This window comes from Candidatus Limnocylindria bacterium, from assembly GCA_036523395.1.
GTDB lineage: Bacteria > Chloroflexota > Limnocylindria > P2-11E > P2-11E > CF-39.
On the sequence record DATDEH010000022.1, the window covers coordinates 1 to 14,248 of the forward strand.

The following is a 14,248-nucleotide window of genomic DNA, read 5'->3' on the forward strand; positions in this document are numbered from 1 at the left end:
CCGTCCGCGTTGCCCGCGCGGATCGTGCCACCGTGCGCCTCGGCGATCGCGCGCGCGATCGACAGACCGATGCCGGTCCCCTCGCCGCTGCGCGCGGGATCGGCGCGGTAGAAGCGATCGAAGACCCGCTCCTCGCTGCCCGCGGGTAGCCCCGGTCCGGCGTCCCGGACCTCGAGCTGGACGCGGCTGTCGCGGCTCGTGACCGTGATCCCGATCGGCGGGCTGCCGTGCCGGAAGGCGTTGTCGAGGAGAGCACGGATCGCCCTGCCGAGGGCGTCAGCATCGCCGGACACGAGGGCGGATCCCGCGGCGGTGACGCGCACGCGGTCCGCGTCGTCGCGCCCACGGCCCATCGGGCGGAAGCGACGCGCCTCTTCCGCGGCCACCGCTCGAACGTCGGTAGGTCGTCGTTCGATCGCGACCCCGGCATCGGCGCGTGCGAGCACGAGCAGGCCGTCGACGAGCCGGCTCATGCGCTCCGCTTCGCTCACCACGTCGGCGATCGCCTCGGCGCGGTCGTCCGCGGCCGCATCCGGCCGCTCGCGGAGGAACTCCGCGTTCGTCCGGATCGTCGAGAGCGGCGTGCGCAGCTCATGCGACGCATCCGCCACGAACCGCTGCTGCGCGGCGAGTGCGGCACCGAGCTCGGCTTGCGCGGCCTGGAGGCGCTCGAGCATCGCGTTGAAGCTCGTCGTGAGCAGACCGACCTCGTCGCGACTCCGGCTCGGAGCCAACCGCCGCGACAGGTCGCCCGTGCTTCCGATCGCTTCGGTGGTCTGCGCCAGCGTGAGCAGCGGACGCACCGCCCGTCCGGCGACGAGCCACGACACGATCGCGACCACGATGAGCGTGACGATCGCGGCGATCACGAGGAAGGCGCGAAAGCCCGCGATCTGGTTGTTCGGGAACGCCGCCGACTGGCCGGCCACGACGATGCCGTTGTCGGATGAGCTCGTCCATTTGCGTGCGGCGATGCGGAGTGCGGGCGCTTCGCCGGATCGGATCCCCCCTGCCGCGCTCGCATCGGTGATCGTCGCGACCGAGCGGCCGCGCTCGGTGGCCTCGACCACGACCGCGGCCGGGACGCGAGGCGGCGAGCCGTCGAGCAGGCCCGACGCGTAGCGCACGGTCCCGTTGGTCGCCAGCACCAACAGGAACGGCTCGGTGCTCGCACGCAGATCCACAACGATGAGCGGCCGATCCGCCGCCGGGGCCGCGCCACCCCGCTCCAGAGATGCGGCAGCGGCGTCGGCCATCGCCGCCAGATTCCGGTCCTGATCTTCGCGCACGCCGTTCGCGCCGAGGCCGGACAGGATGACGATGAACAGGAACATCCCGGCGGCGGCGACGCTGGTGCCGTAGAGAGCGAGTCGTCGCCGCAGCCGCATCTAAGGCTCGCGGAGGACGTAGCCGACGCCGCGCACCGTTTGCAACAGTCGCGGCTGGCCGTCCATCTCGATCCGGGCTCGGAGGTCCGCGATCGTGACATCGACGACGTTGGAGACCGCGTCGGTGTCGAGCCCCCAGACCGACTCCAAGAGCCGATCGCGTTCCAGCACCTGTCGCGGGTGCCGCAGGAAGTGCTCGAGCAGGTTGAACTGGAGCGCGGTCAGCTCGACGGCGCGATCGCCGCGCCGGACCTCGTGCGCGGAGACATCCATCACCAGATCCGCACAGCGCAGGCTCTCGCGACCGCCAGGCGCGCGGCGGCGAAGAAGCGCGCGCACGCGCGCGAGCAGCTCGTCGTATGCGAAGGGCTTGACGAGGTAGTCATCGGCACCGGCATCGAGACCCGCGACGCGGTCGGAGACGGCGTCGCGCGCGGTCAGCATCAGGATCGGCAGGTCGGAGCCCGCGCGCAGGCGCCGGCAGACCTCGACGCCGTCGAGGCCAGGCAGCATGACGTCGAGCACGACGAGGTCGGGAGACTGATCGCGCGCAGCGACGAGCGCCGCAGGCCCGCTTGTCTCGACGTCCACCGTGTAGCCCTCGTACGCGAGCGCGCGCCGCAGCGACGCCGCGAGACGAGCGTCGTCATCGACCACGAGGATCCGCCTGCGTGCGTTCACGCAAAGGATGATGGGGCAGGGGTCATAGTGGTCCTGATGAGCGATCGGCTCTCCGACCGGCGGACACTCCCAGCGCCGCTCCACGGCGAGGCCTTGGCTCTCGCGGGCCTGCTCGCGCGGGAGACGCGGGACGGCGTCGCCATCGTCGGAGCCGAGGGCGACCTCGTGTATTGGAACGCCGCCGCGGGCGCGATCACCGGATGGTCCTCGATCGCGATCGCCGAGCAGAACGTCGGGAAGTTCACGACCACACCAAAGGCGTTGATCGAGATACGCGAAGGCAAGTGGGTCGAGGTGCGCCAGTCGACGCTGCGGGTCGACGGACACGGCTACACGGTGGTGATGTTCACCGACGCGACGTCCCAGGTGCATCTGCGAGACACGCGCGGGCAGCTCCGCTCGCTCGGTCTGATCGACAGCGCAACGAACCTTCCCGGGCGCGAGCTCGCGTTGCTCCATGTCGAGCAGGCGATCGCGCTCGCGCGGCGCGACAAGCGGTCAGTCGGCCTCCTGAGCATGAAGCTCGATCGGTTCCGGCAGCTTCGCGATTCCGTCGACGGCCATGTGGCGGCCGACGAGGTGATCCGCCAGTTCGCGAAGCGGATCACCGCGTTCGTCCGAGCCAGCGATGTGCCTGCGCGGCTTTCGGACGATTCGTTCCTCGCGGTCCTCAGCGCGCTTACGAGCAGCAACGACGCGGCGGTGGTGGCTGTCCGCTTGCTGCTGGTGCTGGCCGAGCCATTCGACGTCGTCGGCCACGCGCGTTCGGTCCACTGCAGCATCGGCGTGGCGGAGTTCCCGCGGGATGCGAACGATCCGGTCACGCTGCTTGGCGCCGCGCTCGCCGCGGCCGACCGCGCGCAGGTACTCGGTGGTGGTCGCTACTGCGTCTCCTCCGAGATCGCCGACGAGCATCGCTAGGCAAGCCGGAGATCCTCCGACTCATCACCGCGCCGAAGGCTACGGAGCGTCGCGGAGCATGATGAGCAACATGCGGCACGCCTCGGGCGCCTCGAGGGCGTGCGGCTTGCCCGCCGGCATGCGGACGATCGTCCCCGGCGTGGCACGGACCGACGCGCCGCCGATGCTGAGATCGAGCGCGCCCTCGAGCACCAGTACCAGCGCATCGAAGGGCGAGGTGTGTTCGGTGAGTCCCTGGCCGCTGTCGAAGGCGAACAGCGTGAGATTGCCCCCTGCGGTCTTCGCAAGAACGCGGCTCGCGATCCCCTGCTCGGTGGGCGTCACGAGCGACCGCAGCGAAAGCACTTCAGCGGGCGCGATCGTCTGAGTCATAGTGGACGTCGTCATCATGTCACGACCGACCGACCCGCTCGCGGGCTCGACATGGAGCTCCGCGACAACGGTGGCCGGATTCGCCCGGTCAGCACCAAACGCCGTCCTGATGGCGTTCGCGGACCGCGAACTGCGCCGCCTCTCGAATGCGCACGCGCTTGACGTCGGGTGCGGCGCCGGCCGCAACGCCGTACCGCTCGCGCGCCTCGGCTGGCAGGTCACCGGCGTCGACCTCTCGTGGCCGATGCTCCGAGCTGCCGCTCAGCGCGCGCGGGATGATCGACTCGAGGACCGCGTCGGCCTCGTCCAGGCGCCGATGGACATGCTTCCGGTGCGAGACGGCAGCTGCGATCTCGTGATCGCGCACGGCATATGGAACCTCGCGCGGTCCTCCGCGGACTTTCGACGCGCGGTGCGTGACGCCGCGCGCGTGGCCAAGATCGGCGCCGCGCTGTTCGTGTTCACGTTCTCGCGCCATACGCTCCCGCCGAGCGCCGAGCCGGTCGCGGGCGAGGCATTCGTGTTCACGCAGTTCTCGGGCGAGCCGCAGTGTTTCCTCACCGAGGAGCAGCTCGTCTCAGAGCTGAGCGCCGCCGGATTCGTGAGTGAGCCGTCGGTTCCTCTCAGCGAGTACAACCGGTCGCGGCCGGGGACACCTGGTGGCGGGGCGCCGGTGATCTATGAGGCCGCCTTCCGGCGCAGCGCCTAGGGGCTCGGCGAGCCCGGCAGTTCATCCAGCATCCGGGCGGAACGCACGGTCAGGGGAGCAGCTGGCGTAGCGCGAAGAGAACGTTCGCCGGACGCTCGGCGAGTCGCCGCATGTACCACGGGTACCACGCCCGACCGTATGAGATGAGATCTCGGACCGCGTGCCCCTCGCGCGCGAGGCGCCGTTGCTCGTCGACGCGGATCCCGTAGAGCATCTGCACTTCGGGCAACGCTTTGGGTAGGCCAAGCGCCGCGGCGGATCTGGCGATCTCCTCGAGCAGGCGAACGTCGTGCGTGCCGAGCCCGATACGGATGCGGCTGCCGTCGCGAGCCGCGGCGAGCATGGCATTCGAGAGCGCGACGAAGTTCCGGTCGACCTCCTCGCGCGTCTGGAATGCGATCGACGCGGGCTCCGCGTACGCGCCCTTGACGAGGCGTATGACGGGGTCCAGCGGCAGCAGACGCTGAATGTCGGCAGCGGAACGACGCAGGTATGCCTGCAGGCACACGCCGGTGTTCGCGTGCACCCGCCTGACCCGCTCGTAGAGGCTCACGGTGCGCTCGGTGTATGCGCTTCCCTCCATATCGATCCACACCGTGCGCCCGATCGTTGCTGCCCGTTCGGCGAGCCGACGTACATTTCCAAAGGCCCGCTCGCCATCGAGATCGAGGCCGAGCTGTGTGAGCTTCACGGAGATGTCGGCGTCCAGCTGATCGGTCCCGATCCGGTCGAGCAGCGCGAGGTAATCGGCCACGACCTCCTCCGCCTCTTCGATCCTGGTGATGTTCTCGCCAAGCTGAGTGAGGACGGCGGAGATGCGGTCCTTCCTGAACTTCACGGCCGCGTCCAGCGCCGAGTCCGCATCCGCGCCGGGCATGAAACGGAGCACGGCCCGTCGGGCGAAGGTCAGGCGCGGGACGGTGCGGCGGAGCCAGGGGTTCTCGGCCATCCACAAGAGCAGTCGCCGCATCATCAACGCCCAGTTTGACGCGTGCCACCGCGGGGAGCGTCCCTATTCGTCGGTGGCAGCCGAGTTCGCTCGCCGCTACCAGCTCCCTCCGCCGCCCCCGCCACCACCCCCGCCCGACCCGCCGCCACTGAAACCGCTGCCGCCGCTCCCGCCGGGCGTCGAGGCGATCGTGGACGAGACCTGGTTCGAGAACGAGCTGAGGTTGCTCGAGAGATCGTTCGCGGAGAATGAGCCGAGCGCGCTGCCGGTGTACCAGCTCGACGTCGCGGCAACGGCGTCGATGTCGGAGAACGCGCGGGCCCACTTCTCGACGCAGCCGAACACGATCGCGTACGGCAGATACGCGGAAAAGATGTTCTCGCGCTCGGCGAAGCGCTGCCGTTCCTTCTCGGCGATCTCCATGTAATGCCGGAATCCCATGGTGCGGCGGAAGAGCTCGGCGCCGGCGCGGGTCTTCCGCGGCATCCGCGACGCGACGCCGAGAAGCGCGACGGCGGGGACGACCGCGCCAAGACCGATGAAGCCCGCGCCGAACGACGAGCCGAGCCAGAACACCAGGAATCCCGCGACGATGAGCGCGCCGAAGCCGAGCGCCGTGTAGATCTGCCGGACGCGCTGCGGATCGGCGGCGAACCACTTGCGAGCGACCGAGTCCGCGTAGAGCTCGCGCTGCGCTTTCGCGAGCGTCGTATAGAAGTGCTCCTTGAGCTCGGACAGCTTCACGACGTCGGTGGGCGTCGACTGGAATGAGGCTTTCGTCGCCTCGGCGGCGCCGGCCCGGTCGCTGAACCGCTGGATCAACGAGACGACGGCCCGCTGCGTGGCGTCCATCGCGCCGTATCCGAAGAGCCCGTCGAAGATCGTGCGCTCGTAGTCCTGCAGCGCCTCCGGATGCGCCTTGCCGTCGGTGCGTGTGAGGGACCAATCCTTCTTGGCGAAGATCCCCGTCGCCGGGAGCTCGGCGATCGTCAGATAGCCGCGCACCGCGAGATCGACGATCGTCGCGGTCACGTCCTTCGTGTCGGCGCTCTCGTCCATGAGAAGTCCCGCCTGCGCCGGCCTGATCTTCTCCGGTGGCTCGTACTCCGCGACGATCGTTTCGTGCTCGCGCTCGTCGCGGCCGGCCGTCCACCACTGCCGCGCGACGAGACCGAGGCCACCGATCATCGCGACGAGCGCGCCGCCGATCGTCCATGGCGTCGCCTCGAAGAAGTCCGCCACGTCGCGCTCGCCTGCCTCGAGCATCGGCGCGGGAACAGCGACGGCGCCCTTGCGCAGGGCCGTGACGACGGTGAGCTGGTCTCCGGCCGGCAGGATGCTCGTCGAGCTGAACGCGGCCCGATCCGGCGCGAACGAGCTGCGACATGGCTTCGTCGAGCCGCTCGGGCCCTCGTAGCAAGCCACCGACGTGAACGCGTTGGGGCTGAACACGGTGACGCTGACCGCGAGCATCTGCACGGGCCATTCGCCACCGTTCACGTTCCAGAACAGCTCGTCGTGGTCCGCAAAGGTGTTGAGCGCGCCGCGGACCGTGTACGCGATGCGATACGTCTGCTTCCCCGTCACGATGCGGCTCGCGTCACCGATCTTGATCTGCAGGTTCGCGCCGCTCTGGCTCGTCTCGTAGCTCAGTGGGCGTCCGTTCAGATCTCGGACCGACTGCACGCTCACCCGGTACACCCTGACGAGCTTTGGATCGGCATCCCAGCGGTACCGCACCGGGATCTCACGGAAGATCCCGTGCCGATCGCTCAGGCTCTGGAAGTTGACATCGATGTTCTCGGTCACGAGAACAGAGCCGTCAGCCTGGATGTTCATCTCCGACGCGAAGCGTTCGATGATCCAACCCTCGTCCGCCCGAGCGGGAGCGCCGAACAGCACGAGCAGCGCGACCGCGGCGAGGAGGGCGCCCGCGGCGAGGCGGCGCGCGCCTGCGCTCATGTCAGGAGGCTGGAGAAGACGGTGGCGAGTCCCAGGAACGCCATGAAGCCACTGATGTCGGTGATCGTCGTGAGGACGATGGACGACGACTGCGCCGGGTCCTGCCCGAGGGCTTTCAGGACCAGCGGCACCGCCGCACCCGCCATCCCCGCAAGGCTCATCGAGATGATCATCGCCATGCCGATGACGAAGGAGAGGCCCATGCTGCGGCTCCAGAAGTACACGGCGATCCCGGTCACCACGGCGCAGGCGATCCCGTTGATGATGCCGGTGCCCGCTTCTTTCCAGATGAGGCGCGGCCAGTGCGTCGGCCGGACCTCGCGGAGCGCCAGCCCGCGCATCGTGACGGCGAGGGCCTGCATCCCGCTGTTGCCGGACTGGCCGGCGACGACCGGCATGAGCACCGCAAGTGCCGTGAACTGCGCGATCGTCCCCTCGAACAGCCCGACGACGAACGCGGCCGCGAACGCGGTGGCGAGATTGATCTCGAGCCACGGCAGGCGTGAGCGGACGGCGAAGCGGACGCGCGATAGCGCATGCTCCTCTTTGCCGACACCGACCATCGTCTGGATGCCCATCGTCGCCTCGGCCTCGGCGGCCGCGACGAGCGTCCGGTAACGGATGACGCCGACCAGCTTGGACTCCGAATCGACGACCGGCAGCGTCGCGACGCGTCGCTCGTCGAGCGCTTTCACGACGTCCTCGCGCGTAGCGTTGACGAACACCGAGACCGGCTCGCCGCGGATGAGATCGCGCAGGGGCGTGTCGGGCTCGGCCGTCGCGATCTCGCCCAGCGGCACCGCACCGGCGAGCTTGCCCTCACGGTCCATCAGATAGATCGAGCCGAGCTCCTTCTCCTTGAAGGTGCGCATCTTTCGCAGGGCCCCTTCCACGGTCGTGTCCGGCCCGAATGCGCTGATACGCGGGTCCATGAGCGAGCCGGCCGACTCCGCGGGGTACGCGAGGAGCTCGACGATCTGCTGCGCGACGCGCTCGTCGAGCCGCGCGAGCTGCCTGTCACGTGCGAGCGGGTCGAGTCCGCCGATGATCGGCGCGGCTTTCGCGGGATTCGTTACGGCGAGCATGGCACGCACGAGGACGTCGTCGAGGAGCATCAACACCTCCGCCGCGACGCGCGGGTTGAGACGTTCGAGGATCTGCGCCGCGGCCGTCGGAGTGGGCGCGCGCGCGAGGAGCAGGGCCGTGTCCTCGGGCGAGCGCTCGTTCAGGAAGGCGGCGACCTCTTCCGGATGGTGGCGCAGGTACTCCGCATTGAGGGCACGGAGGGTGTCGAGCTCGAGGTCGGCGAGCGTGAGGACCTTCGCGGCGACGCGCTGGATCGTCTCGGCTTCGGCCACGCGGACAGTATCGCCGAACGACCGACCGCTCGACGCTCGTTCAGTGGGTCCGCTTGACCTCGATCTTGCCCTCGGCGCGGCGAACGTCGTAGTGCGGTTGCGGGAAGACCGCGGGTCCGCGGTTCACGCTGCCATCGGCGAGCTCGAAGCGCGACCCGTGGCATTTGCACTCGATGCGTTTCCCCTCGTCGACGAGCTTGCCCTCCGACAGCGAGCACCCTTGATGGGAACACGTGTCGTGCATGGCGAAGATCTTCTCTCCCCGTCGCACGACAACGAGGGTCTGCGCGCCCGCTTTGGCTTTCGTTGGCTTGTCCTCGGGCACGCTTTCGATGTCGAGCGCTTGCCACTTCGTCCCGCCGCCGCGCCAGGCATGGCGATCGACCTGGCTGCCGAGATCGAAGACGAGGTCGCCCCCGAGATAACCGCCGACGACCACGAAGAGAAGCCCGATGCCGGCGGTCCACGCTGCGCCACCGGCGAACAGCGGCCACCAGCCCAGGCGTGCGCCGAGCGAGACGACGTACAGAACGAGCGCGACGAGCATCGACGTGGAGTGCAAGCTGCCGATGCGCTTGCTCGCGCCTTCGAGATCGATGTAGTCGGCGTAGCCCGCGAGCGCAGCGCCGAGCATGCTCACGAGGCCAACACCGACGGCCCACGCCGCTGCGACGGGCTGCCCCACCACGTCGAGGACCGTGGCGATGATGAATGCACCGATCGGAACGTCGGTGATCATCGGATGCACCGGGTGCCCGAGCCAGGTCCCATGCAGCAGGTCGCGCAGGGCCGGGAAGGGTCCGTACAGCGCGCGGAAGATGCGCTGGAACAGGTCGCCGAGCGGGTCCGCCCACCCGGCCTGCGCGTTCAGGATCGGCTCCAGCCAGCGGCGGATCATTCCGCCGCGATTCTGCAGGATGCGGACCGAGGCGTGCTGAGGCGGCCCTTCCGCCAGCGCTGCTAGCGGACCGTGATCGAGCTGACGCCGGCCGTGACGCGCACGGTGACGCGTGCCGTCGCTGAGTCATATCCGGATGTCTGCGCCGCGCTCCCGCTCGCGGTCACGCGCGGGTTGGAGCTCCGCAGGGTCAACAGCGCACCGGTCGTCGTGACGCGTGCTTCGACGCCGTCAGGGACTTCGATGATGATGCTGGAAGCGCCCGCATTCACGTCGATCGCGGCCGCGCCAGCCGGCTTCGGAAGGGTCAACGTGAGCTGCGCCGCGCCGACGTTGATATCCGCGCTGGTGAGCTTCACATCGCGCAGATCGATGACGAATTCCCCCGCACCGCCGTCGATCGAGAGTGCGGTCTCGACGTCGCTCGCGATACGCGCCTCGACGTCGATCGTCGTGCCGCCGACGCGACGGTTTCCGCTCTGGTCGATGCGCACACTGGCGTGGGCACCCCCGCGGTCGATGTCCGATCGCCGCAGCCGGAGATCCTGGCTCGCGCTGTGCGCCTCGACCAGCGTCGCGCTTCCTCCGCTCACGCGGAAGCGCCCCGCCCCGCCGTTGAGGTCGAGCGAAAGCGAGGTGACGCCCTGCCGGGCGACGGTGACATCGCGTTCGCCGCCGCCCGCTCCCCCGTCACCGATGACGAAGAACGGACCGCCGACGAACGTCGGCTGGGTCGCGAGCAGCGCGAGACCGAGGGCGATGACCGCGACGTCGATGCCAAGGGCCGCGAGCGGCCAGCGCCGACCGATCGCGATGTCGATCCCCGCGAGGACCAGCAGGAGCGGCCACAGGCTCAGCAGCGAGAGCGCGGTCACGCCTGGAATGAAGCCGAAGTTCACGAGCAGGAACACCAGGCCGATCGTGATGAGAAGGAGAGGCCAGAAAAGCCCACGACGCGTGGTCATCGCCGCACCCGATGTGGTCATCGCCGCACTCGCTGCGCGAGCAACAGCACGCCGATCGCGATGAACACGAGCGGCCATGCGAGATCCCAGCGAACGATGCGGAACACTCCCGCGTTGCTGAGCAGGAAGATGGCACCGAGCGCGATGAGAACGAGGCCGAACGACGCGCGCCGGCGCTCCGTCGCTTCAGGGTCCTCAGGAGCCGCGACGACCGGCGTCCCTGCCGCCGGCTCGCCGCGATTCGCTGCCCCGTCCAGCGTGGACGTGCTGACGTTGGTCGTCTTCACGAAGGGCGCAGGCTGACCAGGGAGCGGCATGAAGATCACAGCGCCGATGTAGGCGAGCAGTCCGAGTCCGCCGCTGAGGATCGTCGCCACCACGACGAAGACGCGCACCAGCGTCGGATCGACCTGCAGGTATTCCGCGATACCGCCGCACACGCCGGCGACGACCTTGTTGGTGATGCTCCGTTCGAGACGACTTGGCATTCCCACCCTACCTTCCATATGACCTTGTGAATGACAGTTCACGCAGCTCGTGCAGCGTTGCGATCGCGATGGCGACGACCAGGCTCAGAGGCACGACCGGCTGCTGCACGACGCTCCAGATCGCGCTCACGGGTACCGCCACCAACGCCAGCGTTCCGAGTCCCAGATCGAATGCGTCGGCGACGAGCGCGGGCAGGAAGAAGGCGACCGCGGACCACACGGCGACAGCACCGACGATACCGACCGCGAGCGCGGCGAACGCGCTGACCAGGACCATGCGCGGCCGCACCCGAGCCGCTGCCGCGATGGCCGCTGGATCGAAGACTGGCGCGCGCTCGTCCGCCTCGAGGCGCAGCGCCCGGCGCAGTGTCTTCTCATCAAGGAGCTCGCTTCCGGGATCGGTCATGGTCGGGCCTCCAACGTCGTTCGCAGGAGCGCGCGTGCGCGCAGAAGCTGGACGCCGACCGTCGCCGCCGGTCGGCCGGTCACGGCGGCGATCTCCTCGATCGACAGCTCGCTGAAGTAGCGAAGTACGACCGGGACGCGGTACAGCTCCGGCAGTACCGCGACGGCCGCGCGCACGCGGTCACGCTCCTCGCGCGCCACGAGCACCTGATCCGGCGTCTGGGCCGGGTCGGGCACGCCGGCCGCGGCGTCGACGCTCGCGGTGCGCGCTCGCTCGCGGGTGCGCGAGCGTCCCACGCTGATCGCCTCGTTGGCGGCGATACGTAGCAGCCAGTAGCGGACGGGCCGCGTCTGGTCGTAGCGATCCCAGCTGCGATAGGCCTTCAGGAAGGCCGCGCTCGCCGCCTCCCGCGCCGCGTCGCGGTCGCCGAGGATCCGAAGCGCCACGCCGTAGACCTCGTCCTGATGCTCCCGGACCGCGTCAGCGAAGATCACGCGACCGGTACGGGCGAGCGCGGTCGGAAAGAGCGCAGCAAGGCTCGCATGGGCGGTCATTCTCCTTCCATACGACCGCCAGGAGCCCGTCATTTCGTCAAGCGCTGCAGGGCGGCCTCAGCGTCCTGCGGCACGCTCACGCGTTTGGTGCGAGCGCTCGCGCCTCGGACGAGGCGGATCGCACCCCGCGGCGCGCCGAGCGTCTTCGCGAGGAGCGCCACGACAGCGTCGTTCGCCTTGCCCTCGATCGGCGGCGCGGTCACGCGGACCAGGAGCACGCCATCGCGTACGCCGGCGACCGTATTCGCGGACGCGCGCGGCGTCACGCGGATCGTGAACACCAGGCGCTCGCCCTCGCGGCGGACCGCCAGCATCAGAAGGGAGGGTTCGGGATCGCCGGCGGCAGTACGCGCAGGATGATGCTCGTGATGATCTGAATGAGCAGCAGCGCGATGAACGGGGAGAAATCCATACCTCCCGCGATCGGCATGTAGCGGCGGATCGGCGCGAGCACCGGCTCGGTGACGTTCCAAACGAGCTCGCTCAGACCGAGCGGTAGCCGCATGGGGACCCACGACATGATCACCCGAACGAAGATCGCCACAACGAGCGCCTGCGCGACGACATTGATGAAGGCCTCGAGGAAGACGAGGAGGAAGCAGGAGGCGCACATCTAGGGCTTCCGCGGCACATCGAGCCGGTAGCGCGAGGGCGTCGGCCCGATCTGCCCCTGGTAGCTCGACCCGAGCTCGGGTGAACCATACGGCCGCTCCGCCGGGCTGCTGAGCGGAAAGAACGACAGCTGGCCGACCCGCATCCCCGGATACAGCGTGATCGGGATGGTGTTCACGTTGGAGAGCTCCAGCGTGATGTGCCCGTCCCACGCCGGATCGATGAACCCGGCGGTGCTGTGGATGAGAAGCCCCAACCGACCGAGGCTGCTTTTCCCCTCGACGCGCGACACGATCTCGTCGGAGAGGCGGACGCGCTCCCGCGTCGAGCCGAGCACGAACTCTCCGGGATGCAGGATGAACGCCTCCGTCTCGGCGACTTCGACGAGCTCGGTGATGTCGTCCAGGGGTTTCGCAAGATCGATGTAGGCGTGGCGGCTCGAGCGGAAGACACGGAAGAAGCGGTCGAGCCGGATGTCGATGCTGGCGGGCTGCACACAGGACGGGTCGAAAGGATCGATGCCGATGCGCCCCGACGCGATCGCAGCGCGGATGTCACGATCCGAGAGCACCACCGCGGCGAAGTATGGGGTGGCCGCGCCCCGCGAGCGCGAAGACCGTCTCGCGCAGCTCGGACCATGTCGCGACGACCTGGTCCGCACCGTCGATGCGTTCGCGCGCGAAGCCCCAGAGCACCTGGATCGTGTGCGCGCCCGCGGCCTTCCCCATCGCGACGTCCGCCTTCGCGTCGCCGATCACCACGCATTCACCCGGCTCGCAGCGGAGCCGCTCCATGGCATGCTGCGCAAGATCGGGAGCGGGTTTCGGACGCTGCACCGAGTCGCCACCGAGGTAGACGTCGATCTCGCTCGCGATTCCGAGACCCCGCAGGATGCGCTCGCAGTCCGCGGCACGCTTGCCGGTCACCGTCGCCTGAAGCAGTCCGGTCTCGTGGAACGCGTGCAGCGTCTCGCGCGCGCCGTCGAAGAGTTTCGTCGCCGGAATGATCTCGCGGTCGTAGATCTCGCGGTACTCCGTGCGATAGCGCTGCGCCAGGTCGGGCGTGAGATCAGGCCACGCCATGCGAAAGATCGCTTCAAGCGGCAAGCCCGTCATCGCACCAACGCTTTCGAACTCGAGCGCCGATCCGCCGTGCGCTTGGATCACGCGATTCGCCGTGTCCACCACGAAGCGAACGCTGTCGGTGAGCGTCCCATCGAGATCCCACAGCACTGCGCGCACGCTCACGTGCTCGCTGACTCCGGCATCGCCGTGCTGTCAGCGCTTGCGACGGCGCGCGGTGCCCGCGACCACGGGCTCGATGGGCAGCGTGGTCTGCTCGGCGAACTTGCGATCGCGCGTCTCTTGCCGACGGCGGACGAGCGCTTCGAGCTCGTCGTAGAGGGCGTCGGGATCTTGAAGGCCTGCGTAGACGATCTTGAAGCGCAGGTAGCTCATCGGATCAGACTCCGCGAGGCGCTCGAGGACCATCTCGCCGATGCGCTGCGAACCGACTTCTGACGTACCACTCTGGCGGATCGTCGCTTCGATGTCGTCGATCAGCCCATCGATCGCATCCGGGGCTAGCTGCTTCGACGCCGCCTTTCCGATCGCGCTCGCGAGCTTGCGACGGTCGAATTCCTGGCGCGACCCGTCCCGCTTGACGACCTGGATCCGGGCCGACTCGGAGCGCTCGCGCGTCGTGAAGCGCTCGCCACACGAGTCGCACGCGCGCCGGCGCCGGATCGAATCGCCGTCCTCCGCCTCGCGGGAGTCGACGACCCGGGTGTCCTCATGGCCGCAGGAAGGGCAACGCACATACACAAGATATGGGGGATGGGGGCACAAAATCTAGTACCGAGCGCGCGGCGGCCCCGGTGACCGACGTCGGAGGTCGGCGCCGGGGTCCTTGTCCCGCGCCATCGATACGCCTGAAGGGATCGACTTAGTGGCCGACCCCGAGCAGGAACAAGAGAACGATGAGCA

18 protein-coding genes are annotated in these 14,248 nt (G+C 68.9%); 2 read left to right on the plus strand and 16 right to left on the minus strand.

All coding sequences use genetic code 11. The annotated features are described in order from the left end of the window. Both VI056_03135 and VI056_03140 read right to left on the minus strand, forming a co-directional pair. Positions 1–1,388: ATP-binding protein (locus tag VI056_03135; protein HEY6202014.1), on the minus strand; the 1,388-nt coding region annotated here is incomplete at its 3' end. Further along, complete coding sequence (locus VI056_03140; GenBank protein ID HEY6202015.1) at positions 1,389–2,069, minus strand: response regulator transcription factor; 681 nt, start codon at positions 2,067–2,069, stop codon at positions 1,389–1,391. It lies immediately after the preceding gene. Between the two features lie 36 nt (positions 2,070–2,105). Between VI056_03140 and VI056_03145 the strand changes: the two genes are divergently transcribed. Then, entirely contained in the window at positions 2,106–2,990 is an 885-nt protein-coding gene (locus VI056_03145) for a GGDEF domain-containing protein (GenBank protein HEY6202016.1), read from the plus strand. 39 nt (positions 2,991–3,029) lie between these two features. Here the strand turns inward: VI056_03145 and VI056_03150 are convergent, their stop codons facing one another. Beyond that, positions 3,030–3,362 carry a cupin domain-containing protein gene (locus VI056_03150; protein HEY6202017.1) on the minus strand — a complete coding sequence of 111 codons (333 nt, stop codon included), beginning with the start codon at positions 3,360–3,362 and terminating at the stop codon, positions 3,030–3,032. A 1-nt stretch (position 3,363) separates the two neighbouring features. On the opposite strand from VI056_03150, the gene VI056_03155 reads away from it, so the two are divergent. Then, positions 3,364–4,071, plus strand: a complete 708-nt coding sequence (locus tag VI056_03155; protein HEY6202018.1) for a class I SAM-dependent methyltransferase — start codon at positions 3,364–3,366, stop codon at positions 4,069–4,071. Between the two features lie 49 nt (positions 4,072–4,120). On the opposite strand, the gene VI056_03160 is transcribed toward VI056_03155, so the two are convergent. The 13 genes from VI056_03160 to nrdR form a co-directional block, all read right to left on the minus strand. After that, positions 4,121–5,044 (minus strand): proline dehydrogenase family protein, encoded by a 924-nt coding sequence (locus tag VI056_03160; protein ID HEY6202019.1) that lies wholly within the window; start codon positions 5,042–5,044, stop codon positions 4,121–4,123. Positions 5,045–5,116: 72 nt separating this feature from the next. Next, positions 5,117–6,982 (minus strand): DUF2207 domain-containing protein, encoded by a 1,866-nt coding sequence (locus VI056_03165; protein ID HEY6202020.1) that lies wholly within the window; start codon positions 6,980–6,982, stop codon positions 5,117–5,119. Next, complete coding sequence (locus tag VI056_03170; protein ID HEY6202021.1) at positions 6,979–8,340, minus strand: magnesium transporter; 1,362 nt, start codon at positions 8,338–8,340, stop codon at positions 6,979–6,981. Before VI056_03170 ends, VI056_03165 begins: the two co-directional genes overlap by 4 nt. A gap of 40 nt (positions 8,341–8,380) precedes the next feature. Then, the gene (locus tag VI056_03175) at positions 8,381–9,238 is read right to left on the minus strand and encodes a Rieske 2Fe-2S domain-containing protein (GenBank protein ID HEY6202022.1); all 858 of its coding nucleotides are present in this window, start codon (positions 9,236–9,238) and stop codon (positions 8,381–8,383) included. 62 nt (positions 9,239–9,300) lie between these two features. Next, entirely contained in the window at positions 9,301–10,224 is a 924-nt protein-coding gene (locus VI056_03180) for a DUF5668 domain-containing protein (GenBank protein ID HEY6202023.1), read from the minus strand. Beyond that, positions 10,221–10,691 carry a PspC domain-containing protein gene (locus tag VI056_03185; protein ID HEY6202024.1) on the minus strand — a complete coding sequence of 157 codons (471 nt, stop codon included), beginning with the start codon at positions 10,689–10,691 and terminating at the stop codon, positions 10,221–10,223. The genes VI056_03180 and VI056_03185 overlap by 4 nt, the downstream gene beginning before the upstream one ends. Positions 10,692–10,698: 7 nt before the next feature. After that, the gene (locus VI056_03190; GenBank protein ID HEY6202025.1) at positions 10,699–11,097 is read right to left on the minus strand and encodes a hypothetical protein; all 399 of its coding nucleotides are present in this window, start codon (positions 11,095–11,097) and stop codon (positions 10,699–10,701) included. Then, positions 11,094–11,651 carry a sigma-70 family RNA polymerase sigma factor gene (locus tag VI056_03195; protein ID HEY6202026.1) on the minus strand — a complete coding sequence of 186 codons (558 nt, stop codon included), beginning with the start codon at positions 11,649–11,651 and terminating at the stop codon, positions 11,094–11,096. The genes VI056_03190 and VI056_03195 overlap by 4 nt, the downstream gene beginning before the upstream one ends. A 29-nt stretch (positions 11,652–11,680) precedes the next feature. Further along, positions 11,681–11,965, minus strand: coding sequence for a DUF167 domain-containing protein (locus VI056_03200; protein HEY6202027.1), 285 nt, complete (start codon positions 11,963–11,965; stop codon positions 11,681–11,683). Continuing rightward, the gene (locus VI056_03205; protein ID HEY6202028.1) at positions 11,965–12,264 is read right to left on the minus strand and encodes a YggT family protein; all 300 of its coding nucleotides are present in this window, start codon (positions 12,262–12,264) and stop codon (positions 11,965–11,967) included. Before VI056_03205 ends, VI056_03200 begins: the two co-directional genes overlap by 1 nt. Further along, on the minus strand, positions 12,265–12,837 hold the full coding sequence (dcd, locus tag VI056_03210) for a dCTP deaminase (GenBank protein ID HEY6202029.1): 573 nt from the start codon (positions 12,835–12,837) through the stop codon (positions 12,265–12,267). After that, the gene (locus VI056_03215; protein HEY6202030.1) at positions 12,818–13,510 is read right to left on the minus strand and encodes an HAD-IA family hydrolase; all 693 of its coding nucleotides are present in this window, start codon (positions 13,508–13,510) and stop codon (positions 12,818–12,820) included. Before VI056_03215 ends, dcd begins: the two co-directional genes overlap by 20 nt. Before the next feature lie 30 nt (positions 13,511–13,540). Then, positions 13,541–14,080, minus strand: a complete 540-nt coding sequence (nrdR, locus tag VI056_03220) for a transcriptional regulator NrdR (GenBank protein ID HEY6202031.1) — start codon at positions 14,078–14,080, stop codon at positions 13,541–13,543. Positions 14,081–14,248: the final 168 nt, after the last annotated feature.